At 50.4% G+C, this 26,526-nt stretch carries 22 protein-coding genes; 9 read left to right on the top strand and 13 right to left on the bottom strand.

Annotated elements, in window-relative coordinates; all coding sequences use genetic code 11:
• Positions 1–420: 420 nt before the first annotated feature.
• The 3 genes from ADH66_RS10655 to ADH66_RS10645 all read right to left on the bottom strand — a co-directional run bounded on the left by ADH66_RS10655 (position 421) and on the right by ADH66_RS10645 (position 3,905).
• Entirely contained in the window at positions 421–1,551 is a 1,131-nt protein-coding gene (locus tag ADH66_RS10655; RefSeq protein WP_066541029.1) for a Gfo/Idh/MocA family protein, read from the bottom strand.
• Between the two features lie 92 nt (positions 1,552–1,643).
• Positions 1,644–2,576, bottom strand: coding sequence for a sugar phosphate isomerase/epimerase family protein (locus ADH66_RS10650; protein WP_066541031.1), 933 nt, complete (start codon positions 2,574–2,576; stop codon positions 1,644–1,646).
• 93 nt (positions 2,577–2,669) lie between these two features.
• Positions 2,670–3,905, bottom strand: coding sequence for an MFS transporter (locus ADH66_RS10645; RefSeq protein ID WP_066541033.1), 1,236 nt, complete (start codon positions 3,903–3,905; stop codon positions 2,670–2,672).
• Between the two features lie 298 nt (positions 3,906–4,203).
• On the opposite strand from ADH66_RS10645, the gene ADH66_RS10640 reads away from it, so the two are divergent.
• From ADH66_RS10640 to ADH66_RS10600, 9 genes are all read left to right on the top strand, one after another.
• A complete protein-coding gene (locus tag ADH66_RS10640; protein WP_407922926.1) occupies positions 4,204–5,118 on the top strand; it encodes an ABC transporter permease in 915 nt (304 codons plus the stop codon).
• 25 nt (positions 5,119–5,143) lie between these two features.
• A complete protein-coding gene (locus tag ADH66_RS10635; RefSeq protein ID WP_066542033.1) occupies positions 5,144–6,028 on the top strand; it encodes a carbohydrate ABC transporter permease in 885 nt (294 codons plus the stop codon).
• A 35-nt stretch (positions 6,029–6,063) separates the two neighbouring features.
• Positions 6,064–6,858: an AraC family transcriptional regulator gene (locus ADH66_RS10630; protein WP_162288749.1), complete on the top strand. Its 795-nt coding sequence runs from the start codon at positions 6,064–6,066 to the stop codon at positions 6,856–6,858.
• Positions 6,859–6,940: 82 nt separating this feature from the next.
• Positions 6,941–8,500, top strand: coding sequence for an ABC transporter substrate-binding protein (locus tag ADH66_RS10625; protein ID WP_066541038.1), 1,560 nt, complete (start codon positions 6,941–6,943; stop codon positions 8,498–8,500).
• A 46-nt stretch (positions 8,501–8,546) separates the two neighbouring features.
• Positions 8,547–9,653, top strand: coding sequence for a Gfo/Idh/MocA family protein (locus ADH66_RS10620; protein WP_066541041.1), 1,107 nt, complete (start codon positions 8,547–8,549; stop codon positions 9,651–9,653).
• A 62-nt stretch (positions 9,654–9,715) separates the two neighbouring features.
• On the top strand, positions 9,716–10,588 hold the full coding sequence (locus ADH66_RS10615; protein ID WP_236757243.1) for an AraC family transcriptional regulator: 873 nt from the start codon (positions 9,716–9,718) through the stop codon (positions 10,586–10,588).
• Positions 10,589–10,867: 279 nt separating this feature from the next.
• Positions 10,868–11,053 carry a hypothetical protein gene (locus ADH66_RS10610; RefSeq protein ID WP_157130713.1) on the top strand — a complete coding sequence of 62 codons (186 nt, stop codon included), beginning with the start codon at positions 10,868–10,870 and terminating at the stop codon, positions 11,051–11,053.
• On the top strand, positions 11,032–11,301 hold the full coding sequence (locus ADH66_RS10605) for a helix-turn-helix domain-containing protein (RefSeq protein WP_084384545.1): 270 nt from the start codon (positions 11,032–11,034) through the stop codon (positions 11,299–11,301). The genes ADH66_RS10610 and ADH66_RS10605 overlap by 22 nt, the downstream gene beginning before the upstream one ends.
• Complete coding sequence (locus tag ADH66_RS10600; RefSeq protein ID WP_066541047.1) at positions 11,294–11,656, top strand: helix-turn-helix domain-containing protein; 363 nt, start codon at positions 11,294–11,296, stop codon at positions 11,654–11,656. The genes ADH66_RS10605 and ADH66_RS10600 overlap by 8 nt, the downstream gene beginning before the upstream one ends.
• A 478-nt stretch (positions 11,657–12,134) precedes the next feature.
• Here ADH66_RS10600 and ADH66_RS10595 read toward each other — a convergent pair whose 3' ends face one another.
• The 10 genes from ADH66_RS10595 to ADH66_RS10545 form a co-directional block, all read right to left on the bottom strand.
• A complete protein-coding gene (locus tag ADH66_RS10595; protein ID WP_066542035.1) occupies positions 12,135–13,643 on the bottom strand; it encodes a recombinase family protein in 1,509 nt (502 codons plus the stop codon).
• A gap of 275 nt (positions 13,644–13,918) precedes the next feature.
• Entirely contained in the window at positions 13,919–14,350 is a 432-nt protein-coding gene (locus tag ADH66_RS10590) for a hypothetical protein (RefSeq protein ID WP_066541049.1), read from the bottom strand.
• Positions 14,347–14,871 carry a hypothetical protein gene (locus ADH66_RS10585; RefSeq protein ID WP_066541051.1) on the bottom strand — a complete coding sequence of 175 codons (525 nt, stop codon included), beginning with the start codon at positions 14,869–14,871 and terminating at the stop codon, positions 14,347–14,349. The genes ADH66_RS10590 and ADH66_RS10585 overlap by 4 nt, the downstream gene beginning before the upstream one ends.
• A 285-nt stretch (positions 14,872–15,156) precedes the next feature.
• Positions 15,157–17,547: a helix-turn-helix domain-containing protein gene (locus ADH66_RS10580; protein WP_066541052.1), complete on the bottom strand. Its 2,391-nt coding sequence runs from the start codon at positions 17,545–17,547 to the stop codon at positions 15,157–15,159.
• Positions 17,548–17,675: 128 nt separating this feature from the next.
• Complete coding sequence (locus ADH66_RS10575) at positions 17,676–18,512, bottom strand: hypothetical protein (RefSeq protein ID WP_066541053.1); 837 nt, start codon at positions 18,510–18,512, stop codon at positions 17,676–17,678.
• 301 nt (positions 18,513–18,813) lie between these two features.
• On the bottom strand, positions 18,814–20,781 hold the full coding sequence (locus ADH66_RS10570; RefSeq protein ID WP_066541055.1) for a PcfJ domain-containing protein: 1,968 nt from the start codon (positions 20,779–20,781) through the stop codon (positions 18,814–18,816).
• An 11-nt stretch (positions 20,782–20,792) separates the two neighbouring features.
• Positions 20,793–21,257 carry a Cas9 inhibitor AcrIIA9 family protein gene (locus tag ADH66_RS10565; protein ID WP_066541056.1) on the bottom strand — a complete coding sequence of 155 codons (465 nt, stop codon included), beginning with the start codon at positions 21,255–21,257 and terminating at the stop codon, positions 20,793–20,795.
• 74 nt (positions 21,258–21,331) lie between these two features.
• Positions 21,332–21,754: a single-stranded DNA-binding protein gene (locus ADH66_RS10560; RefSeq protein WP_066541057.1), complete on the bottom strand. Its 423-nt coding sequence runs from the start codon at positions 21,752–21,754 to the stop codon at positions 21,332–21,334.
• A gap of 659 nt (positions 21,755–22,413) precedes the next feature.
• A complete protein-coding gene (locus tag ADH66_RS10555; RefSeq protein ID WP_066541058.1) occupies positions 22,414–23,793 on the bottom strand; it encodes an S-layer homology domain-containing protein in 1,380 nt (459 codons plus the stop codon).
• Positions 23,794–24,448: 655 nt separating this feature from the next.
• Entirely contained in the window at positions 24,449–26,386 is a 1,938-nt protein-coding gene (locus tag ADH66_RS10545; protein ID WP_066541060.1) for a DNA primase family protein, read from the bottom strand.
• Positions 26,387–26,526 lie beyond the last annotated feature (140 nt).

Below are 26,526 nucleotides of genomic sequence, written 5' to 3'. Positions count from 1 at the left end.
GGGCCATATCTGTGGCAGGGGCAGAAGGATTCGAACCCTCGGCACGCGGTTTTGGAGTGGATGTGGGAAAAGCATTAGCGAGCATATAGCCGCCTGTTTTCCGTGCTGTTGAGCCACAAGTTTTTCTGAAATGCACGCCTCGAAAGATTTTGATACCTTATTGATGATTTTCAAAAATCTCAGGCCCCAACCGATCGCCACAACAGTTAAAATTTGCACTACAAACCAAAGAAAAATCGCCCTTAATTACTATAACTGTTTTCAGCATTTTCAGCCGATCAAAAACGCCTGCCCAATGGCACTGGATATTTTTTGAGAATATGCCGCGCTAAACACATTTTTCTGTGAAATGGACAATCACACCAGAATACTTACTACAGACGGAAGGCCACCCCAAAGTGCCCTTCCGCTTTTTTGCAATTACCCTTCAAACAAAACGGCCTCACCACTCTCATTCGACCGAAAACAAGCCTCCATCAATCGCAAAACACGCAGCGCGTGCTCCTGAGTCACGATCTGTTTCGCGGTACCCATGCAGACCTCCGCAAAATTCCTATAGAGAGTATTCCTATCAAAGTCAAAGCGGGGGAGAGGCCGCTCCTCCACAGACTCGCCCACGGAGCGAGGGGCCATAGTCTTTGTCAGCCCGGCTCCGGCGGCAATTGGCTCGGCGTCCTTGTCCTCCCAGGAGGTCAGGCGAATCATTTTGCCGTCCAGCTGAAAATTATGTATTACTGCGGAGCCCCGGTCGCCGTAAATGCACCACATTGGTTCGCTTATAAAGTGGCAGGTGCCAACTTCAATATCAACGGTGAGCCCGCTCTCGAATGTCATGTGCAACTGAAAGCCGTCCTCACATTCTTTGTTAGTAATATAGGTACAGCTGCAAAACAGCTTTATGACCTTTTCCGGAATCATCTGCAAAATGCGGTCAATCAGATGCACTCCCCAGTCCAGCATCATTCCGCCGCCATACTCTTTTATCCCACGCCAATCGCCGGGAATGCCCCGGGAGCCTGTAAGGCGGCTCTTGATGTTAAATACGTTACCAACAAGCTTATCGTCGTATATCTTTTTGATAATAAGATAATCTTCGTCCCATTCTCTGTTCTGCCTGGGATAGAACACCCTGCCCGTCTCCCTGGATACTTGCATGACCTCTTCCAGGTCTTCGCTGGTTATCATAACAGGCTTTTCGCAGAGAACATGCTTTCCGGCGCGCATTGCCGCGATGGATTGCTCCTTGTGAAGATGGTTCGGAGTGGCTACCAAAACAGCGTCTATATCCGGGTCGGCGAGCATGGCGTCATAGCTCTCATAGACAGGAATTTTGCGCTCTTGCGCCCACTGCCTGCGCTCGGGCTTTATATCGAAAATGCCTCTCAGTCGCAAATGTTTTGAAATATCCGTAGTAAGAGCTCCCGGAAATTTAGGCACATCGTCCGTTTTTACCTTCCAAAGGGCGTTGCCGGTGCCGCTTTGAAGGGCAATCGCGTGCCCGCTTCCCATTCCTCCGCATCCGACGATTCCAATATTCAATATTTTTTCCATACTTTTCCTCCTGAGATGAATACTAAAGGGCTGCCGCCCCAAAAGGGGAGAAGCCCTTCAGTTTGGATGATTCGGCTAAGAATACGTGTTTTTTAATTATCCCAGCTTATTCCAGTGTACTTTTTGAACGCCACCATGCTCTTCTCAATGCTTACCAGCTGACTTTCCAGCCTGGTGGCGTCCTGCTCAAGAATTATATACTCGGCGTCTGTATACGTGTTGGCGGCGTCAATAATATCCTGAATATGCATAATGCCCATGCCAATTTCCGTAAATGCGGTGCTGCGGATGCGACGGGCTTTTTTTGCGGCCTCGTCAGGCTCAGCATGGCCGCCGGTTCTTGCGTAGAAGCTGTTGCCGTCGGTACCCGCGCCCTCCGCGGGCATGGTGCACTCCTCGGGGGTAAGGCCGCGCATGTTGAGAGGCTCCATGCTGTCCCAGGCGAAATCCTTCTGGTGCAGCAGCTTAACGCGCCTGCCGAAATGCTTGAGCTGCTCCACAGGATTCAGTCCGGCGCGCATTACCCAGAAGGTGTCCAGCTCCAGAGAGAGATAATCCGGGTCGGTATTCTCCATCATCAGATCCATAACTGTTTTTCCGTTGATGGTATAGAACTCATGATAGTGGTTGTGGTACAGATAGGTCATGCCGGCCTCTTTGCAGATTTTGCCGGTCTTATTAAAGCGCTCGCACTGATACATCAGGTCATCGTATGTAGTAAACCGCCCATTGGGACATACGATATTGTGGTTGCCCAGCACCTGGTTGTATTCAATGACTTCCGGCAGATTGGCCTTTTCCATGGGGAAAATATGGGCGCTCACAACCTTGGAGCCAAACTTGTCAAAGGTGGATTTCAGCGTCTCGGCGGGAACATTGAAGCCGCACCCAGAGTCCTTGATTGCGTTATGGTTGCATACTTCAATGTTTTTGTAGCCCAGCTCCCCAACCTTTTCCACAGTGGCAATGGGGTCTTTTGCCATTTCCTCGCGTACAGAATACAGAATTAACCCTACTTTAATCATTTCAGTAAAACCTCCTTTGTTTGTTGCGGGCTCTATATTAAAATTATATAACGCCTGAAATAGTTGACAATCCCATACGGATGGATAAAGCTCTCATTTTGTTGGGTTCTGCGGGAATGAAATTCCCTGCTTTTTTGAGAACACAAGATAAAAAACGATAGTAAGAGCTGTAACTCCGGCCATAACAAGGTACATGCCCCCATAGCCAGTCTCCTTTGCCAAAAGGCCGGAAACATAGGCCCCAAGGGAAAGTCCTATATCTCCCAAAACGTAATAGGTTCCGTTTGCCACGCCCCTTTTTTCCGGCGGCGCAGATTTTACGGATATCATCTGACTCATTGACATGACAGCGCCAAAGCCTATGCCGTAAAGCGCGCCGCCAATATATATCTGCCAAGGAGACGTGAGGTTTCCTAGCATAACAAAAACCAGGCCCATCAATATCAGTCCGGGGATTATGAGAAAGCTGGGGTGAGTTTTGTCCGCAAATCTGCCCAGAACAGGCCGGAAGAGGATAAGCACAACTGAGTTTACAGTGAAAAACAGCCCTATCTGTGTCAGGTTTTGCTTAAAGCCGTAAATCGCGAGATAGTTTGAAATAGCGCTGTGCAGGATTCCCATAAACAGCAGAAGCATGGCTCCCAGCAGAGCATCTTTATAGATGAATTTTTTCAAGAATCTCATTACGGGATTCCCGTCTTGAGCGCTGTCAACAGGCTCCTCCGCATTAACAGGCAGGGAGACCGGCGCGTCCTTAATAAGCTGTAAAGCCGCAAAAGCACCCACAATAGTAACAAGAGCCAAAATAAAGGCGAGCCTATACTGTGACAGTTTCGCAAAATATGTCCCCAGCACAGGCGCAACACACTGGGCGAGAGAGCTTGCGAGACTGTACATGCCAATGCCCTCGCCCATGCGCTCCGGCGGCAGGTACTCGATGGCAAGAGTGCTCAAAACGGTAATAAGCGCGCCGTGTCCAATGCCCTGCATAATTCGCGCCGCGGCAATCAGCCAAAGGCCTTTAGCGGGCAGATACAGGGCATATGCCGCCATCATGCATATCAGCGATATGCCCACAAGCCTTTTCTTGCTTTTGCTGTCAGACAGCCATCCCACGACCGCGCGTGCAATCATGGAGAAAAAGGTCGCCACCGCGACAATAGCCCCAATAAGGTCGGTGCCTATCCCAAAGCCCTCCGCATAGACCGGCAGCACTGGGTTAAACATGCCGTTTGCCATTGCCACAATAAATGAGACCAGCATGGCCAGGACAAAATTGCGGTTCCAGAGCTTAGGCTTGGGCTCTGCCGTTTTTTGTGTTCTGTTCATATACCCATTCCTTTCAAATGAAGAGTTTTATTCATATTAACAAAACATAGCAAAAATATACACATCAAAACGTCATCTAAAACTCTCAAAATGTTTGATTTAGGGATAAATACGGCGATAAAAAATGGAAATAGTACGCCTATAGAACAAAAACCCAACATTTTGAGATGTTTTCCCGACGGTTTGAGGTATCATTGCATAGGAAAATATGCTAAAATATTTTAAAATTTAGCCGAGTGGCTATGCAATATCCATCAAGAAATCAAATCTGTGACTGGAGGGAAACACTTTGAAGAGAGTGGGTCGAGTACAAAAATGGGTTCAGTTTTTGCCGCTTTATCTGATGATGCTGCCGGGGCTTGCGTATCTGTTTATCAACAATTACATCCCAATGGCTGGAATTGTCGTGGCATTCAAAAAGTACAACGTGAATGACGGGATATTCAGAAGTCCATGGAACGGATTCGAGAATTTCGAGTATCTCTTTTCCACCAGCGACGCCGCTATAATAATCCGCAACACTCTGCTCTATAACGTGGCGTTTATTATTATCAACATGGTGATAGGGGTCACACTTGCCATATTTATCACAGACGTGACGAATAAGGGGCTGCAAAAGCTGTATCAAAGCTCTATACTGCTCCCGTACCTTATTTCCATTGTGGTTGTCAGCTATATTGTCTTCGCGCTTTTAAGCCATGAGAACGGTATGCTGAACAACTCGCTGCTCCCGCTCTTCGGCAAGGAGCCTGTCCAGTGGTATCTTGAGGAGGGGCCATGGCCCGTCATCCTGATAGTGACCAACTGCTGGAAGGGCGTGGGCTATGGAACGCTTATCTACATTGCCGGCATAGCGGGAATTGACAAGGCCTTCTATGAGGCCGCCGAGTTGGACGGAGCGAGCAAATGGCAGCAGATTACCAGAATTACGCTGCCCTGCCTCATTCCCTCTATCGTGACTCTCCTTATCCTTCATATCGGAAAGATTTTCTACTCCGACTTCGGGCTCTTCTATCAGGTGCCCCAAAACTCCGGCGCGATTTATAATGTGACAAATACTATTGACACCTATGTTTACCGGGCGCTGATGGCTGCCGGAGGAATAGGCCGCAGCGCGGCGGCGGGCATTATCCAGTCCGTGGTGGGCTTTGTGCTGGTAATGGTCTCAAACCTTGTCGTCCGGCGCATAAGCTCCGAGAACGCGATATTCTAAAACCAAAGGGGGATTTTCTGTGATTATGTCCAATGGCCGCAGAGCCTATCAGATAGTGATAAACATTATACTTATCCTGGTGGCGCTGGTAATGATACTGCCGCTGGTGCTCCTGTTCATGTCGTCAATTACAGACGAGAACATACTTATTACAAACGGCTACTCCTTCTTCCCGGAGAAATTCAGCCTATACGCCTATCGCTATATCCTGCAAAACTATATGACTATCTTCAGGGCATACGGCATCACTATCTTAGCCACCCTGATTGGCACCACAGGCAGCATTGTGCTTGTCACTATGCTAGCTTACCCGCTTTCACTAAAGGAACTGCCGGGCAAGAGGTTCTTCAACTTTTATGTGCTTTTCACCATGCTCTTCAACGGCGGGCTTGTCCCCTCGTATATCATGTGGACAAACAATTTCCATATAAAAAACACAATTTGGGCCTACATCTTTCCAAATCTGCTCTTGGGTGCGTTCAACATAATTCTCGCCCGCACATATTTCAAAAGCTCAATCCCAGAGGACATCTACGAGGCGGCCAAAATAGACGGTGCAAGCTATATGAAGATATACTGGAAGATGGTGCTTCCCCTTGGCAAGCCGATTATTGTTACCGTAGGACTCTTCACCGGCCTTCATTACTGGAACGATTGGACAAACGGCCTCTATTACATCAATAAGTCCGAGATGCTGAGCATCCAGGCACTGCTAAACAGGATGATACTGGACATCCAGGCGCTCAATGCCAACGCCGGTTCCGCTTCGGGTACTGACGTGCTTGCGATTCCTCAGGTCTCAATCCGCATGGCAATTTCCTTCGTGGCCGTGCTGCCAATTCTCATGGTGTTCCCGTTCCTGCAAAAATACTTTGCAAGCGGCATTATGTTGGGCGCGGTAAAGGGATAATGAAGTCGCCGCTGCGGGTTGAGAGAGACAGCTTTATGATGGCCTACGCAACACACCGGGTCATACCCTTTGTAACTCATTGGCACCCATGTGTTGAAATAGTATACTGTGTGGACGGCAGCTTTGCCGTTCAGGCAGAGGACAAGGTATACCAAATGAAAGAGGACGACATCATTGTTGTGGGCTGCTGCGAAAACCACAATTTCAATTCAGTCACACGTCCGATAAGCTACTATTCTATGCTCTTTGACCCAGAAATACTGCCCCTGCCGTCGGCCGCAGAGCGTTTTGGATTTAATCTGCCATTAAAGCACAGCTCTGATTGGCCGACAGAGCTGAAAGAGAAAATGAGGATTTATATACTGGAAATTTATGAGGAGTATACGCAGAAGAAATGCGGATACATGACGGCCATATTATCCACGCTTCTGAAAATGCAGGCGCTGCTGATTAGAGCCTTCCCCGACTGCCTTAAATCAGACTACAGGCAGATTGGGAACAAGGGAGCCGAGATACTCCGGTATATGTCCGAGCACTATTTAGAGCCAATCACCCTGGGAAGCTGTGCAGACAGCATGAATTTTGGCCGGTCATATTTTTCGCATCTATTTAAGAAAGAGATTGGCGAGCCGTTCCATACGGCGCTTCTAAAGCTTCGGCTCTCAAAGGCGGAGTGGCTTCTGCTGTATACCTCAGAGCCGATAGCGTCAGTGGTCGATAAGTCAGGATTTCAAAACGAGAAAACCTTTTACCGGGTGTTCAGAAAATTCTATGGAGTATCTCCCATAGAATTTAGGCGCACGGCCTCAGTGGACTATAGGGATGGATAGAAAGGAGGTGATAGGCAGAGCGGATAAAATATGGTCAGACGAAAATCATTTTTATTTTTGAAAAAACAGGAGGAACTCTCAAATGAGCAAGAAAATTTTATGCCTGATACTGACTCTCGCGCTTTTAGCCACTTGCTTTGTGGGCTGCGCAGACAAGGGCGAATCCAAGAAGGAAAGCAGCTCCACGCCGGAAAGCAGTGCCGCGGAATCATCCGAGACCCAGAGCAGCGACACCGGAGACAAGACTACAGACGAGGAGCCCTACACCGTGCACTTCGCCTACTATATCGCAAAAGAAAGCCCAAATATGGGCGCTCTTTCAGACGCTGTCAATGAGCTCGCCATGAAGGAGCTGAATATGAAGGTGGATTTGCAGGCGCTGACTCAGGGCACCTATCATCAGCAGATTCCCATGATGTTAGCGGCAGGCGAGCCGATGGACGTATTTATCAGCCGCGCCTCAGAGGTCGGCACCTTTATTGAGTCCCAGTACATTTTAGACTGCACCCCGTATCTGGACAAAATGGAAAACGCGAAGGCGGCTCTTGGCGACGACATCCAGGCCTGCTATATCGGCGATTTTCTAGCGGGCTTCGGCTCCATGGCCGAGCGGGCCACTCCCGGTGCAATGGTAGTGCGCAAGGACATTTTCGACGAGCTGGGATTCAAGAAGGAGGACTTTGACTACACGCTCCCCAATATGGGCGTTCTGGATCAGATTACAGAGATGTACGCAAAGGTAAAGGAAAAATACCCCGACATGATTTGCTTCGACGGTACGGCAGTGCCTGCCTCCTGCGCCTTCTGCTTTGTGGACAACCTGTCCAGCTCCTTTGGCGTCCTTGAGACCCCTGAGAGCACAACCGTTGTAAACTGGTTCGAGACCGATATGTACCGCCGGCTCTGCGAGGCCGCAATGGAGTGGTATAATAAGGGCTATAGCTCCAAAGACATTGCCGTGAACACAGACGGCGGCGACGTGAAAATGAAGGGCGGCAACTGCTTCTCCTATTTCCAGAGCTGGAAGCCCGGCGTTGAGACCGAGAAAAAGTCGCAGACCGGCTATGACGTAGAGATGATACAGCTCATAGACGCCCCGAAGACCAGCTATAATGTTAATACCCGCCTATGGAGCATTGCCAATTCCTCTGAAGACCCGGAGAAGGCGGCTCAGTTCCTGGATTGGACTTATAAGAGCGGAGAGTTTACAGACCTTATCAACTGGGGCGTGCCCGGAACGGACTGGGTGCTGAATGACGACGGTCAGGCCGATTATCCCGAGGGAGTCACCGCGGCCACTGTTGGCTATCACAACGACAAGGGCTTCTCCTATCCGAACCAGTTCAACGGCACTCTCTGGGCCGGAGCCCCCAAGGATCTGTGGGAGCAGTATGAGACTTGGCACGCCACCTTGAAGGAGTCCGCGGCCTTTGGCTTTGCGTTCAACTCCATGCCAGTGGCTACAGAGATGGCTACGCTTCAGACCGTGTACGACAAGTATCAGAAGACCGTGGGCTTTGGCACTCTGCCGGACTTGGACGCCGCCATTCAGGAGTTCAACGACGCGCTGTATGAGGCTGGTCTGCAGAAGGTTCTGGACGAAAAGCAGAAGCAGCTGGACGAGTGGCTTGCAAATAAATAAAATATTAAGTATAATATAAAATGATTTTGAAAGGACATGATATACTATGAAGCATAAGATAGGTATTGTGGGCTGCGGAGGCATTGCCCATCAGAAGCACTTTCCCGCACTGAACAATGCGAAGGACAGGGTGGAGGTAATAGCCCTCTGCGACATCATCCCCGAGAGGGCCGAAAAGGCCGTTTCGGAGGTGGGGGAGCCGGACGCCAAGGTATACACCGATTATCACGACCTTGTGAATAACCCCGATGTGGAGATAGTCTACGTTCTGACGCCGAATGTGGCCCACTGTGAGATATCCGTGGCGGCGCTGGAGGCAGGCAAGCACGTGCTGTGCGAGAAGCCCATGGCCGCGAACGTATTTGACGCCCAGCGCATGATGGACGCCTATAAAAAGAGTGGCAAGCTCTTTACAATAGGCTATCAGAACCGCTACCGCGCGGACAGTCAGACCCTGAAGACCCTCTGCGAGGAGGGGGCCTTGGGCGAGATATATTATGCCCAGGCACATGCCCTGCGCCGCCGCGGTGTACCCACCTGGGGCGTTTTCACAGACAAGTCCAAGCAGGGGGGAGGCCCACTTATTGACATCGGCACCCATTCCCTGGATTTGACTCTATGGTTTATGAACAACTACGAGCCCGCGGCAGTGACCGGCGTGACCTTCGCTAAGCTGGGGCCGACCCTGCCGAAGAATATGCAGGGCAACCCCATGGGCGCCTGGGATCCTGCCACATATGAGGTAGAGGATGCGGCCTTTGCCTTTGTCACCATGAAAGACGGCTCCTTGATAACAATAGACGCCACCTGGATACTCAACTCAACCGAGGAGCGCTGCGCAGCCGCGTATCTCTGCGGAACCAAGGCCGGCGCTGAACTCACCGGCGTGGGCGGTGCCAACGACCATAAGCTGTACTTAAACCAGATTATGGGAAACAAGCAGGTGCAGAGCGAGGTAAATACCTCTGCGGGCGGCGTAGACCTCTTCCCGGGAAAAGCCGTGAAGCCGGGCGATATCGAGTGCAAGGTGTGGCTCGACGCGATTGAAGGCAAGGGCGAGCTGGTTGTAAAGCCCGAGCAGGCTTTTGTGGTCACAAAGATTCTGGACGCGGTCTATCAGTCGGCAAAAGAGGGCAGACAGATAGTTTTCTAAAGGCAATACAATGAAGAAAGCCTGACGGCGCAAACCGTCAGGCTAATTGTATCTTGAGCGAGGTGATTTATATGCCGAAGCTCCCGTTGGGGTGCGGAGCATCCAACTATGAGCCGAGAAAAATTGACGAAAAATTTCCCATTGATATGGCTGTGATGGACGGCTCAAAAGCCTTCCTATATCATTGGCACGAGGCGGTAGAGATACTGCTGGGCCTGGAGGGTGAAACCACCGTTGGCATAAGGAGCGGCGATGTCACTCTTGGCCCCGGAAAGATATTGATAATAAGCTCCAAGGAGAGCCACTCCATACTCCCCGGAAACAGAAAGGCAAAAAGGCTTGCTATAAACTTTTCGCTTTCTCTCTTGCGCGACGAGCGGCTAAACAACAGAGAGCTAGCCGAGGCTTTCAACAGAATAGAGGGCTTCAGTGACAGCTGGAGCACCGCTGACATAGAAAAAATATGGGGCTGCGCCTATAAAATATGGCAGGAGTATATGGAAAGGCAGGTCGGGTGGCGGGAGATGTGCCTTGCGGCGCTTTTGGACATGGCCCTTTATGCGCACAGAAGCCTTCCGAAGCGCAACATGGCGGCAGGTGAGGAAACAGGAATGCTGCGCGAGACCCTAGCATACCTGTCCGCGCACTATCTGGAGGACATCAGCCTCGACAGTTGCGCCGAGGAGCTCTGCTTCAACAGAACTTATCTCTCACACCAATTCAAAAAGGAAACCGGAGTGTCCTTCCACAGCTACGTAGTAAATATGCGCCTCAGAAGAGCCGAAAAGCTGCTAAAAAGCACAGATATGCCCGTCACCATGGTTTCAAGGGAATCGGGATTTCAAAGCGAGAAGTCGTTCTATAGAGTGTTCAGAGAGCGGTATGGAGTATCGCCGGGGGCGTATAGGATAAAAGTGCGTTCTTCTGACAGTTAGTTTAGCGGGCACAAAGAATATATACTGCATAAGCGAAGAAAAGCCTTTTCGACAATTCTAATCCGAATATTGCAATTTAAATTTGGAAGTATTAAAATAAATATAATGAAAGCTAAAAACACGCAGTTTTGGTGAAGTTGCACTCGTGTGGCCTCTGACTTTCATGGCACGCATTGGACACAAAATCAGAACGGGATGCGGGAGATCATGAACGTCCAAAGTATTTGGCGCTCAGCGCTGTGTGGCCTTTCCCAAACGGAAAGGAGCCCGATGGTCATAATGTCCGAAGGTGAGCCGATCTCAGTGCCAAAGGAGGCCGCGGAATTTCTGGAGCAGGATGGAAAGCGGGAGCAAGCAGAGGCTAAGCGGGAATTGATCCAGCTATGCTATCGCGAGGGGCTGTCCTTGGAGAAGATCGGAGCGATCCGAGAGGCGTATCCAAGATGGCAGTCTCAAAGCAACTGAAGAAAGTTCACAAAGAACTGAGGGACTCCTTACTCTTTTTTGTTTCGAGAAATTTATCTAAATTGCTGCCGCTGTTTTTGAACGCAAAGACAGTGGCTCAGGTGCTGGAAATTTCAGCGGGAGAAACCTATCAACTACTGCATCGCAAGGACTTTCCGGTGGTGAAAATCGGGTCACGGTTGGTGGTTCCAAAGGAAAAATTCCTCGCATGGGTTGAGGAACAGGCAGGAGGGGGGCACCATGAATAATTTTCTAAGAGCACAGAGTTGCGGCGCAAAGAATTTCTTTCCTCTGCCTAACGCTATTTTCAGTTTGGGATTGTCAACAGGTGAACTGGCTGTCTACGCCTATCTCATGTACTGCGAGGACAGGAAATCACATCAGTGCTGGCCAAGCTATAAAACTATAGGTGAGGCAGTTGGCATGAGCCGCAACACGGTGCAGAAATATGTGCGGGAGATGGAGTACAAGGCGCTCATTATTACGGAGCCTACCAAGTACGAATCAGCGGGCGGGCATGTTCGAAATGGCAATCTGATTTTCACGATTCTGCCCATTCAAGGGGCAATCGAGTACCACAACGAGTGCCAATTATCGAGATAAGCTTTTGTAACCCCTGTGAGGGCCGCGTCGGGCAATTGTGGCAACGGCTAAAGTTTAGCAACAGCCAGCCCAGGACGCCGTTGCGGGGCGTTTGTGGCGATTTGTGAGGGGTTTTTAGAGAGGGGCAGAACCCAGGATTTTACGACTTTTTCCAGAGATGAAAGGACGAAGGGCGCAGAAAACCTGCCCTTGGGGCAGGGGCAAGCATAGCGTCCGGCTATACGCCGTCCGCAGGAGCCGGGAAACCCGGCTCTCCCCCTGCCCCTAAAGGGGAGTTGGAAGGGCTTTGTTGGGCGCTCAAAAATTGCGCCGCATAAACAAAGAAGAGATTTTTCAGAGGAGGAGAAAAAGTAAGAAAAATGTCAGTGGACTTTCGAGGCAAGGTGTGGTATTGTGGTGTGCTGAGAAAGGGGGGCTGACAGATGGCTCAGAAAAAACTGCTAACAAACGGCAAAGCACTACAATCACTATGAAGTACTCAAATCTTCCACACAATCTCGACACTGTCTTTCGTGGCCTTGACTTGAGCAATCAGCAGGTCAACCACGCTTCTTTTATCATCAATCGAAAGTTCGTCCCACTTTGAAAAATATCCTGTAAGTGTCTTGACATCTGTGGCTGGCGTGGCAGTGGTAATTTCACGTATCTCTTTTTGCACTTCTTTGAGCTGTGCATCCAAGTCGGACGCTCTCTGATTTATGAGAGACATAAGTGCACCATCTGCCTGGATGACCTTCTCCAGAAGCGTGTTCATTTCTTCGCTCAACTGGTGCTCTTTGACCCGAAGCCCATTCAATTTTGGACTCACTCTTGACTCTGTGGAAGAAGTAAGTGTTTCAAAAGATTTCAGTCTTTCCCGTATGGCATCCAATACGAATTTTTCAAGCTCTGGTGCGCGTAGAGTACCAAACCCGTCACATCCTCTGGCGTTAAGGTGATACCCGCACATAAAGTAGCGCACGCCATTCTTTTTGGAATATCGGATACTTAGGGCATGACCACATTTTCCACACTTAGCTTTACCAAGCAGCCAAGAGTTCTTAACCTTTGTGGGTATGCCAACATTTCTATTGTTGAGGCATTTCTTACGAGCCGCCAGCCATATGTCGGACGGAATGATTCCCTCGTGTGGAGCAAGCACCAGCGTTTGCCCTTCCAGCGACAGAGTTTTGCGCTTGGTCTCCTGGGTTTCATAAAGATAGCATCCATTGGTCCCGATAAAGTCGGAAGGGTCATTGACTATGAGAGTACCTTGACCTTTATAGAATTCGTAAATGTCCAAGTCTGCCTGGAGGTATATCGGGTTTTTGACTATCTCGGCAATCCTTGTCCTGTTCCATCCTTTACCCCGCCGGGTGCGAATCTTATTGTCGCCAAGATACCTCATGATGTCTCCAAAAGAAACCTGCGGCTGAGCATACATCTGGTAGATAACTCTAACGACTTCAGCCTCTTCCGGGGAAATTACATATCGGGAGGTTTTTATCCCATCAATAACATAGGGCTCAATGGAATATCCATAGGGAACAGGACCGCCCATAAAGAATCCGTGTTTTGAGCGGGAAGCATAAGCATCGGCCACTCTCTTTTGGATAGTTTCACGCTCAAGCTGCGCAAAGACGATGCAGATATTCAGCATAGCCCGCCCCATGGGGGAAGATGTGTCAAACTTCTCGGTGGTGGACACAAACTCCACACCGTACTTGTGGAACTCTTCCATCATTGAGGTAAAGTCCAGGATAGAGCGGCTAATTCTATCCAGCTTGTACACAATGACGCGCTTGATTTCCCCGTTCTTAATGTCATTCATCATCCGCTGGAAATCCGGCCTGTCGGTGTTCTTGCCAGAAAAGCCCCTGTCACTATAGTATCTGTACTCGCCGCCCCTCGTTTCATATTGACAGAACTCCATCTGGCTCTCAATGGAAATGCTGTCTGCCCGGTCTACAGACTGCCGGGTGTATATGGCGTCAATCATATTGAACAAACCCCTTTCATTATGGAAGGGGGCCGCTAACGGTTTGATTATACCGCAGCAGCCCCCGTTTTTCAAGATATATAATTTTTGAACACCTGATATAATCCCCGCTCGACTTCGGTATGGACTTTCTCTTTCCTTTGCTCGTCATATTGGGGAAACGAGTTTATGAAGATGATTTTTCTCCCATCGAGAACGGAGGATGATGTCTCTTTTGAATACGTGATATGTTTGTTTTGATTCATTTTATGTTTTCTAATGCTGCGCTGTTGTGGCTATATCTTTCACCAAATTCGGAATAACCGCAAATCTTTTGTGATGGTAACACCCATGTGTCCAAAGTCGGAAAAGGCAGGAGTATCATGATTATATGCATACGCAAATAACCTTTTTGCTTCAATATCACCGTGTATCGTGCGCCTGAATTCTGCCCTGTCATGGTTCCATTCTTCCTGGTAATCGCTAACGAAGAGGTAGCAATCTATCGTGCCAATCTGCGTATGAGAGCGAACAACCGCATATACCAGAACCTTATACTGTTCCTCAAACCGCCGGATTCGTTTAAGGTCGTCACCTTTGGCCCAGGAGGAAGTGCCTGTAATATCGTCGCTGATGCTCACTTTATCCTCCTTCTCAAATCGAGTTTTGTCCTGGGAGGAAAGGCCCAGCATTTCCATCCGAGACAAAGCCTCGGTCTTCTTAATTTCTCTTGTCATATGTCTTCCTCGCTTTCTTTTTCATCGGGACATAAGTTGAACTGGATATCTTTTTCAACCATTTCTTCAATAAAGGTAGACAGTACTAAACGTCTCTCTCTTAGGAAGATGTGTGCCCAGGTTCTTGCTTTCATGCAGGAAATAAGGTAGGATGGGTTTTCGCGTACACCGGAGACGCCCTTTTCATATTGGGCTTCCATGTATCCCTTGATGTATGCTGCTATTTCATCTTCCCGCGCTGCCTGCGGTTTGACCAGATGCTCATTGCGGTAATGAGATTCATGAAAAGTGGGTTCAAACTCATCCCCAGTTTCTTCCGCATGGAAGCCCATTAAGTGCTGCACTTCTGTTGGAAGTGTTAGGACATCTTCGATTGTAATGCCGACCAATTCGGGGCTGTCGTTTAGGTGGGCGAGTTTGAGCGCTGCCCGCTCAAGGACAACCAATACGTCCAACTGGCCAGTACTTTTTACCCTGAAAACCCGTTTGCTGCCCCACAAGCCAAATAAAGTGATTATCATATTAAAAACTTCCCTTCGGAAAATTATTTTGAACCGCGAACTCAAACCGGAGTGGCCACTTATCCGGGTGAGCTCTTGTTCTGAGAATATGATAGCACAGTTACCCGGCAAATTTTTTGGGTATTCCTTTTGGGGATATTTATCTAGGTGAAAAGGAGTATATAATACCAAATCCGAACTAGGAAAAAGATAAAAAACGGCGTAAATTCAGCAAACATCACTGATTTTACGCCGCTATAAAAAGACAATTATAGATTTTTCACAAATGAGCTGGCCGAGAAATTATTACTTTTTTTGCTGATTTCTAGACTCCTGGCGCGCCTTTTTTGCGCTAGACTGCATGTCTTCGAACATTTTCCTACAAAACCTCACTGAGTGTAAGTAGTAATTGCAAAGGATGAAATCATAAAATCTGTTGTCGGATGAAGTATTAAGAGAGTATCCGGCAAGCTCTATCAGCCTACGGCTGACTTTATATGGAAGATGTAGGGCGATACATATGTCGACTACGTTGTTTAACCTAGGCGTCTGTGAAGTTTCTCGATAGTTATTTATTGTACTCACCGAAATTCCTGTCACATCGCTAAGAGCTTCTGTAGTCATCTGTCTTTCTTTCATGAGATTCTGCAAAGCGCGTGGAAAAGTGTCCATCATACTTACTTGTTTATCAATAAGTTGGATATTAAATACTATATCTTCAATATGCGGTTGTGTGTCATTCTCATAAGACTCTATGTCTTGCTTTTCATATTCTGCAAAATCTTGCTTCCTTTTTTCGCGTTTCTTTTCATTATAGCTTTCATACGGACGTTTTTTATTGAAATTATATGTCGATTTCCGAACAAGTGGTAATTCTATTGATAGTTTTGTATAGGATTCTTCTCTGAAAAGAACACTGTCCAAAAGGAAAGGTATATTATTCCGTGAGGCTACCACCTCAAACTTCAAACAGCACTCGTCCACATGAAGCCTCGCGTACTCGGTCAGCATGGATGCAGCACCCACACCTAAAACAAAGCGCGGGTCGTTCAGGCAGACGTGGGACTCCACCACCGTGTACTCGCCGGATTGCAGGCGCTCCCTCAATTCCTCGCTCTCATCATAAAGCTGCGCCAGCTCTACCGCGCTGATAGTGAACGTCTGATTTTTCTCCAGCGCCCCCGGCGCAAAGGCATAGGGCCGCAAATACCGGCCATCCACATAATCCAGCACACCCCTGGCCTCCGGGTATCCCACTTCCAACAGGCGTATCTTAACAGCCAGCTTCGATACTCCAAACAGGTCCGCTAACTCGGCTATGACAGGAGGCAGCAGGTCGACAAGCGGCTTGTCCGGCGAGTCTTGCCGTTGTAAACGAATCAGCTCCCAGGTCTTCCTTTTGAACGCGGGATACGGCATCTGTATCTTGGGGGCCAGGGCGTTGGCCTGCCATTCTATCCCTGGAAGGCGGTCTGTCACGCCTCCGGCCATGCCGCCATCCACCAGACAGGAGATAGGCTGTCTGCCGGCAATCAGTCTGGCTAAGTAATACGCCTTTCGGTGCCTGTGCCAGTGGAGGCATTCGTGGACAATTGTGTTGTTTATAGAGCCAATGGGACGCGTTTGGGACGCCTGTTCATCAACGATAATAGTACCCGCCCGGACGTTCTCCTGTACCATAGCGTCCTCGTTGGGGCGATAGAACGCGGCTTCGCAATCGTCCATAAATACCGCGCCAAACACCCTTTTTTCTTTTGAGAGGTGCCGGTACTGTATGGTAAGGCCCATCCTCTGGGCCAGCAAGTCCGGGTCAAGTACTTGCGGCGTATGGATGCACTGGCCGAACCCAAATTCCTTCAATACCTTCAAGGCATCCCGCTCAAGCTGCCTTTCCAAAACAAAGGGCAGAATTACTTCCATGGGGCTGTCCTCGCTGCGGGTGACCGCTTCTATAAAGATGGCGCCCACAGAAAAATCCTGTAGTGATTCTTCCAGGTTTGCATGGCATTTAAGGGTGAACCATTGCTGGTACACGTTTGTTTGCAGAGAGCCCTTTTTGCTGCGTTCCGTGGCGCTGATTTCTGCCGCCGCTACGATTTCAAAACCGATGTCCATGCCCGGCTTGTCCTCTGCGTTGCCAGCCCAAGTGATGTCTAAGCCGCGCAGGCTTGCACCCTCTGTCTTTTCCACCCATGGCGGGGAAGGCAGCCGCAAAGCGTCTGGATGGGCCGAAATATAGGCGCTCAAAGCTGCCTTAACTGCGTCCTGATGTGTATGTATGATAATGCCCCATATGCTATCGTCCTGATACCTTTTCTCCGGTTTGATACGTATCGTGCGCACTCGAAAATCATCCAACGCCATGTCTTTAGACAGCGTGCCAGAGCATGATACCACAAAGGTTTGGCGGCATTCCCAAATACAATCTGGTATCAGGGTTCCGTCAGTGTCATACCGAGGCCCGGTGATTATTACTGCCGAAAGTTCCACATCAAAACCAATCCGGCTTCCACTTTGCCATATGACCGGCGGGACGCCGCTGACAGTGACATTTTTCAATTTCGCGTACTCCACTGAGACCTCTTGCGGCACATGGAGATGCAGCCTTTCCGGATTGCTGAAGACGAAACTTTTTAGAATGGCCGTAATCTTATTGATGTGTTCATCTCTGAGCAGGGCTTCTGTGTTCAACACCATTCCTGACCTCCCGCGTATAGCTTGGTATACAAGCAATTATACACACAGGGGCGCAGCATGTCAACAAAAGGAGAACCCTCTGGAATCCCATCCAGAGGGCTCTTTTTCCTGCTTTGTTTTGCTGCCGGTTACGCGACGGCATCGCGGCTGTAATGGTACGTCTCGCAGCCGCATATTTCGGGGCACTCCGTGTCATTCCAATAGTGGATGACAATCAGGCCCGGATACTTCCTGGCCAAGGCGTCCAAAACCTTATGGGGAATGCCTCCTTCCGTGGTAAATGCCAGATGCGCGGCATAGTCGAGGGTATAGACGCAGGAACAATTCTCCGGCCCGGCCGCAACGCCCCAAAGGTCTGCCAGAAACGCCTGGAAAGCCGGAGAATCCGGCCGGAAAGCCTGGCGGAACCGCTCCCTGCTGTCTTCCCACCTGGCCATGCTTATGGTGTTCCCGCGCTCTTTCAGATAGGCTTCTTCATGGGAAGCAATGAGCGCAAGGAAACTCTCCGGGTCATGGTGGCAGCTGGCAAAGGCTTCCTCCAAACACCAGAATGCCGCGAAGCCGGAAAACGGACGCGTAAGGTGGCAGAAGTAGTAGAACCCTTCCTTGGTAACATTGCGGAAGCCTTGCAGAAAAAGCTCCTTCCCGCGAAGATACGGACCGGCTTTTACTTCCTTGTGCCTGTCCAGGTATTCCCGTTCCTCCCGCAGCATGGCTTTTGTATCCAGCCCTTTGCCGCAAAGAAAGTCTTGTAGGAAAAGCCTGGCCGCGTACCCGGCATATGGCTTCATATCGGGCACATCCACCGGCAAATGGGCCGGCGCAGGCAGAATGCTGGCAAAGTCCAGCCGGGAGTTCCCGACTACGTTTTCTTTGACCGCTCTACGCACCTGGGTGACCCTGCCTGTGAGTTCAAGCCGGCTTTCCATAGTGTGGAAACCCGTGGCATCACATTCGACTGCCATAGGGCATCACTCCTTTTTTATAAATATTCAGAAAAGAGAAACCCGTTCTGCACATTGCACCAAACGATGAAAGCGTGTGGGCCATATGCCCGGCTTGCCCCTTCTGTTGTGCAATCTCGTTATTTTTTACAGGGTATAATCCCTTTTCTGTAGTTATATTATACCATAAACCGGCTCACTTGTCAAAGGTCGGAACACTTTTCCAGGGAGCAGGAAGTTCCGCTGCTGACGCATTAAGTCGTACATATATGCAAAATGTTCATAATTTTTTAACATTTAATTTTGCAAACTTTTGCAAAATTTATGCGGCTTCTCGCCGTATGTCCATACTCTTCCACCGAAGAATCTTCCTGCAAAACCCTTCCGTAAACGCCCGCACCTCTTTGGGGGCGGAGCAGTCCCCGAAGCCGTACAGCTGGATAATCCGCCCGGTGTCCGTGTCGATTTCAGCGGTAAAGTAAGGCTTGTCAGGGGCCGAAACTTTGCGGATAAAGAACACCATCTGATGGCCCAGGAGATGCCTTTCAAAGTAGGCGCTCATGCCCACACAGTGATTGAGCCGCTGGCCCTCAGTGGTCAAGTCGCTGCGCTTCATGGGGTAGGCCACGCAGTAATCCTCATTGGCGTAGTCCTGGGCCCACCCGTACAGGCCCTCGTCAATGGCCCGCTGAAAGCGCTCATCGTCCGGCCTGGACTTCAGCTCGTTGACCCTTGCTGCCAGCAGGTCATGGCGCTCTTTCAGGTCCCGAGGCTCCAGGATGGCCCGCTGGCTCATGTCGCTTTTCAGGCTCTGGGCCATGTCGAGATAGTCCCGGTAGAGCCGCAGGAAGTAGGGGAGCTTGTTGCGCCGCATCCGGCCGGTGGAAGCCTCTTTCTGCGCCTGCACGTACCGCAGGGAGCGGCCTATGGCGTTAAAGTGGGCAATTCTCTCCAGCAGAATCAGGCAATCGCCGTCCAGACGCTGGGCGCACAGCTGGCGCAGGTCCTCGGGGGCAGCGTTCCGCTGGGCAGCTATGGCCTTTATTTCCTGGAAGCTGGCCTGGCTCTCCCGCATGGCGGGAAGGAAGTGCTTGCCCAGCCCGGTCAGCTCCGGCAGGTTCTTCGCGCTGGCATCCGGCAGATTCCCCGCCGCAAGGACCGGCAGTCCGGCCTTCATCAGGTACTCGGCCTGGGGGATATTCTTGAGATTGTCCAGCAGACGGCGGAAGGAGATAGGGCGGCGCAGTCCCGCAAGCCCTGCCTGCAAGTCCACATTGTAATACCTTTCGCCAAATACCTCCCGTAAATTTGACGTGTACACATAGCTGTCCCCCAGGCACTCCGTGCCACACCGCAGCCGCCGCCAATCGTACCCGTAGTATGGGGCCTGGCACCAGGCGTAGGCGTACTCGATGGGCTTGCCGTTGACGGTCAGAAACAGCGTCTTGAAGTAGTCGGAGAAATAGTAATCCGGCTCCTTGCGGTCGGGGTAGATAATGCGCTCCACGTCCACATAGCGCAGGAGCAGCTGGCCGTCTACTTTATAGGCGATGCAGATTTTGACCTTGTGGGTGACTTCTTTTTCAAGCCAGCCGGCCCTATAGATTACCGGGTGGCCGCACTTGGGGCAGATTCCGGAGCCTCCAGGCTTGACCTCGCGCCCCACCTGAAACGACTTTCCGCAATGCCTGCACACGGCCCGCCGCTCACCGGAGACTTGGCCATTGGCCAATATCTTTTTCAGCTTTGAAACATACAGCACCGAGGACTGGAAAACGCGGTCCTCGCAGAACGCCGCCAGGTCTGCGGGGTACTTGGGGAACATGGCAAAGTGGGCCTTTTGCAGCGCCCTTTTTCGCTCCCGGGCCCGGTCGCGGCGTTCCTGATTTACACGGTATATAAACATCTGAATAGCGCAGCCAATCTTGCTATTATCGCCACGCCAGTCCGCAACACGGCCCAGTACCTCTTCCACCGCCGCGATACTCGCGGGATTCGCGGCAATATCGTCGGGCAAAGAATAGATATGGCTTTCTGTAGGATTACGCTTAGTCCAGCCGGGCTCTGTAAAGGTGCTGAAGGGGTGCTGGAGGCGGGTAATATAGTTCCTGCCGTCGGAGTAAAAGCGGTACAGGAGTTCCCGCTTGCGGCTGTATACGTCTACGGCCAGCACGTCGCCGCAGCGTCCGGCGTGGTGGACCGCCGCCCCAGCGCAGACGCCAGCGTGCCTGGGCAGGCGCTTGGGAGCGGGCGACAGTGGCAGGGCGGCCAGAATCTTCTTAATCAGCATAGATTTCCTCCTTAGAATAGCGACAGTTGGATGCTCTCGGGCTTGGCCGGGGCGGGCTTTGGAGCCGGAGCAGGCGCTGCCTTTTTGGCGGACACCTTCGGCGCGGGCTTCTCCGGGAGTTTCGCCATTTCTTCCTCGGAGGGGGCCGCGCCGTTTATCTCAATATTCATCAGGAACCTTACATCCGCATTGGGGAAGTAGGCCCGCACGATGCCGCGGTACACGTCAATGTCCGACACGCAGTTACCGGCGCCCTTCATGACTTCCGCGCAGCAGTCGGAGAGGGTGCGCCTGGTCTTGTAGACTACTTCTGCAAACAATGGCGATTCCTCACAGAAGTGGCACAGCTGGGAGGCGGCGAACTGAGAGATGGCCTGCTCTTTTCTGCCGCCAGTGAAATTATTTAGCTCGGCGGTAATTTTCTCTTGGGCCAGCGCCGGGAAGAGACGGTCCTGGATGGTGATGATTTGCTCCATGTGATTTCATATCCTCCTTTTTTGGGCAGTAAAAAACAGCAGCCCACGCATAGGCGCATGGCTGCTGTTGGGCGTCAGAACGGCAGGTCATCGTCGGCGTCATAGTTTGGAAGCGCCGGGGCTGTAGCCGCATTTTTGGAGTTCCCCTTAGCACGCTTTTTAGGCTTTGGGCTGGCTTCCTGGCTGGCTCTGGGGCCGCAGAAGTCTACTTCGCGGGCGACAACCTCGGTAGCCTTGCGCGTGTTGCCGTTGCGGTCCTCATAGGTGCGGGTCTGGAGGCTGCCGACAAGGTTCATCTCCTGCCCTTTGGCGAAATACTTGCAGATAAACTCGGCTGTGCTGCGCCAGGCTACGCAGTCAACAAAAGACGCTTTCTGCTTATCGCCGTAGCCGGAGTTTACGGCAAGAGAGAAGCTGACAACAGCAATGTCGTTGGGGGTATGCCTGATTTCAGGGGCGGCGGTGAGACGGCCGTGGAGAGCTACTGTATTCATCATAGTTAGTCCATCCTTTTCGTGTTTTTGTCGGTCGGCCCATGCCGCCGGAGATTGTTTTTCAAGGATAAACTTGGCCGCATTTTGCGGCAAAAATTCACGCTGCCCATGGCGCGGACAAGGACAGTCGCAGGGACGACAACCGTGCGACCATGGTGCGACAGGTTGTGGGACATGGAAGCATATTGCCAGAAAAGGAAAGCTGGAAGTTTGTCGCACTGTCTCACCTATTTTTGAAAACTTTTAAAAGTAAGGAAAAATAGGTAGGGTTACAGTATTGGGAAAAAGTTTTTTTGGCAGGCTGCGACGGTGCGACAATGCGACAGCCAATCCGCATATCATGGCTCTGGTGTTATCATCCTCCCCTTTGTCTGAATCCCCCATCGGACGAGGCAGGGAACCTAGACCCTGACGGAAGCAATAGCGGTGGCACGATTGACGAAGTGGCGCCTATTGACAAATAAAATAGCCGAAAAAAAAACACCCCGTACCAAAATCTGTTATGATTCGGTACAGGGTGTTTTATAAAAAATCTTGCTTAATTTAATGACATCAGCTGACATCGATAGGGGTATGTGGTATAATATGGACATAGTAAGAAAAAAAATAAGAAATACCCCTTCAGGCGTATTTCTTATTAGTTGTTGGAGAAGTCATAGGTGTTAATTATCTTTGTTGTACCAGTCATAAATGTTAATGTCCCTTGCACCGCAGGATGTGCAATAACTGAAGTCCGGGCCGAGGTTACCGGAAGAGTAATCATCTCTCCATTCAGGGTGACGGCATCCTGTCATCTCAACGTAAATTCGTTCATGAGTCTCAACGTTTTCAAAGTACTCAATCTCATTGTTGACCCGACGCGGGTGATGGATGGTGTCAATTAAGGTGCCTGCAGGTTGGCCATACTCGTTTGCACCAGTGAGACGGAGTTCTTCGTCCCATGCCTCGGAGATGAGAATTTCTTTGGTATGGCGCTCCCAGATATTCTCATCAGAGATGCTGTTGATTATATGAGTAGACACGCAGGGGCGTACAGTGTTGCACTTGGTGCAGGTCTCTTCGGAGGGCATGTCAGCTTTGTAAATCTTCTCAGACATGGTGCCGAAAGTCAGGGGTAGGCCGTTGTCGGTGCTATGGTTTCCGCCGTGTAAGCAAGGGCAGCCCGTCTCATCGCCGAGGATACCCATAGCGTCACTGAGTTCTTTAGTGCTGGAATACTTGTCCGCATTGTCATACATCCACTGTGCTATATTCATATTGCAGCCGTTACATGCGACGAGGTCCAGCGCGTCGGCGTGAGCCCACTCGCGGACAGTCTCAGTAAGGAGCGTGACCTTCTCAGTCTTCGTCACTTTCCATTCATGGTCGCAGGTGGTAGGGACGTCGGGCTTGTTGGCATCCAGGTCTTCTTTAATCTCAATAAAGCGCTTGAAGATGGTCGCAATCTCAGCACGGGTGGCGGAGTAGCGGGGACGGAGCGTGCCATTGGCGTCGCCGCGCATCAGGGCAGCGGACGTGGCCCACTGCATGGCCTCTACAGCCCAGGAGCTGACGTTAACCTTGTCAGGAGCGTTGTCCAGGAACTTGCTGTCAATGGTCAGCGTGTAGTCTCTCTTGAGATAGTTGAACAGAATAAGGGCGGCCTGCTCGCGGGTGACGTAGTTATTGGGGCCAAATCTATTGTCGCCCACGCCATTGACGATGTTATTCTGAGAGGCCCAGGCAATGTAAGGCTCGGCCCAGTCCTTCTTCACGTCGCGGAACGTGCAGGTGCCTTTGTACTGGTTCTGGTCAATGCCGGCAATGCGGCCCAGCACCGTGACGAACATGGCGCGGGTGGTGGTCTGGTTGGGGCTGAACTTGTTGTCACCGGTGCCGGACATGTAGCCGTTCTCGGCCATGTAGGTGACAGGCTCGTAGTACCAGGCGTTCTGGGGCACGTCCGTGAAGCTGCTGGCCGCCGCAAAGGCGGACATAGGGATGACGGACAGGATGGTGATGATGGCCAACAGGATAGCCATCAGGCGAGTGGATTTTTTCATGGTGCGCTACCGTTTCCTTTCATAAAATGATTCAAAGCGGCCCCCGGTGCTGCCAAGCACCGCCCCGATGGGGAAGAAGGACTGGCACGGTTCAAAAATGCCGCCTCGGGCCAGGAAAATGTCATAGAGCGGTATTCCCAGCGAGGCCCACAGGGACCCCGCTTTTTCTTGGGATTTTCCGCCCAAGACAAACAAAAAAGCGGTGCAGGCTTATTACCTACACCGCATAAATTCATATGCAAAACACAGCCCTATCCGTGAATCCCCTTTGACAAAATATAGCTTGCAAATTCACTGGGGATTCAGTATAATAGGGTTGGCGAAACCACAATAGGTTTCTGTGTAGGAGGGGTCTTCTCCTGCATAGGGTCATGGGGGGACGGCAATCCCCCCAGACCTGCCCTTTATTTATCTTGGTAGCTTAATTGTAGCACTTTCCCTGGCAAAATGCAAGAGAGAAATGCAAAAAGGCACAGGTTTTCAGCCTGGGCCTTTTTTGATGGGCTGGACGCCTTAGCAGACGCTCCCTCATATTATATTCATATAGCTCTGTTGCGCTATTCACTTTCAAATTCAGTTGCGAAATCTTTTCGAAATTAGCTGCAAAGTCGTTTCGTATTCACTATAGTGCCAACTATGTTGGCCAATCAAATCATTAGTCAATTGGTTCTGTAATAAAAGTTATCTTTTCCGGCAGGACATTATCTTCGGGTCTCGTTGCGTATTTTTCTTCTAAATCCTCGTTTTCCGGAACGCGTATGATTCCCCGGTATTTTTCCTTCGGTGTAGGTATGCATCGTAAGCTCCGGTTACCGCCAAAGTAGCGTCTGCTGTACCAGTTCTCCAATTTGTACTCCTCTATGAGGACTTCGGCGCAGTCCATATTTCCTTTTGAACGTACTTCCAGGTCCCTCCTGTTTTCATCCTGATGTAAGGTCCACGCAGGGAATGAAGGAAGGTTTCGCTTTAACTCATCGATAAACCTGTTCCGCGACAGCGGCGATTTACCGGGAACATTTCTGCCATACCAGGATTTGTATAGGTCGTACAGGAACGTGTACGGCACCAAATCCCACATGAGCACACCCATGACCTCATTCATGAATTGAAGCACCGGGTCGTTCATCTCTTTGGACTTGTCCAGCTCGCACTTACACGACTCCGGCTCTGGAAGCTGGTCATAATCCATGTTCAGGACCTTGAACAAAACGTACTGTAAAACTTCTTTCCTATGCACATAGTCAGCCTTGATGTACCTGCGTTCCTCGCCGGTGAAACATTTCGTCATAGGTACGCATAGCTGCCGCCGGTTCAGTGAATCCGATTTATCCCGATAGTTGGGATAGTCGTTCAAACACTGTAACATGAATCCCCGGAACCGGAATGTGATAGGGGGCTTGTACTTGCGGTTGAGCTGAATCTGGTCGCCCGTGATGATTGCTTTCAGATTCCCAACGGAGTCGACATACGTTCCCACATCGTTTTCGTCAGTCAAAATGGCGTTGACGTGGGTGAGCGGCTCCAGCATGAAATCTTTACCGAAGTTGGTGATAGGGATGTTGGCGTAGTTACCCTTTCCCAGCAGGCTGCGCAGCAATTCGCAAAGTGTGCCCTTGCCGTTGTTGCCCTTGGGGGAAATGAGAAATACCGCCTTATCCCACGGCACCAAATACCGCACCATGGCGCCGGTAATCTTCCACAACAGCTCCGTCATTTCCGCTTTGTCGGGAAGATGGTCCACCAGCGATTCCATCCAGGACACCACATCCCACTTTGTGCCGTCCGGATTGATAATGACGGGATTTGCCGCAATCGGGTTGTAATCCGTCCCGCATTTGGATGTAAATACATATTCCGGGCTGAAAGGGATTAGCCGCTTCTTTTTGTAATCAAAAATGCCGTTGTTTACCGGAATCAAATTCGGGTCGAGAAGCCGGCTGGCTATCGGCGCGGTATCCATCAAAACCGCCTTGATTTCGCTGATATCGCTCTTGCGCAGGGAACTGTTATAGCGCCGGCAAAGCGCGTTGATGGCGTCTTCATCAATGTTGTAGATACCACGGTTTGGGCCATCCCTTTCGTAGATGCCAAGAACATAACTTTTCTCGTCATCCTCGTTATTAAGCTGAATCCGTTTGACATGATTCAGTCCTATGCAGCAAGCAGCAATCCGTGGGGGGTCAAGTGCGTCTAAAAATTTCCACTTTTCGTCTTTTTCCCCTTTAGGAAGACTGTTGTTTCTGACTCTAATTGCCAAATTTATATCCTCTACGGCTCCCCCCGCGACCTCCTCGGGAGTTAGAGAAGCGTTCTTCTTTTTCAGTTCCCGCAAGTAATCAAGTAATATGAACTGCAAAAACTGGTCGCGAGTGCGCAGCGACGTTAAGATTGTTCCAGTGGCTGCGGCATTCTGAACATCTGACGTGCTGCCATCAACGGCATTTTCAAGGTCAGGGTGAGGCTTCGGCTCCTTTCTTTCCTGGGCCTCTGGTTCCGCCCCCCACTGTGTCAAGTTGGTGCCCACTGGGAGGTCTGGTTGGAATTCTGGGTGCACAAAATCACACTCCTTTAAAATATTTGGTTGTATTTCCATGGGAGGAAATTCCGACCATTTTTATTCGTGCTCTGTTGTTTTATAGGCATCCTCTCCTTGCGTTTTTGCCATATCTCGGGCTCTGATGTAATTATACCATACCGAAATCGGGAAAATCAAGGGTGCCAAACTGTCCCAAT

The sequence above is a fragment of the Acutalibacter muris genome (assembly GCF_002201475.1).
Classification (GTDB): domain Bacteria; phylum Bacillota; class Clostridia; order Oscillospirales; family Acutalibacteraceae; genus Acutalibacter; species Acutalibacter muris.
This window is presented reverse-complemented; position numbering and strand designations above follow the sequence as displayed.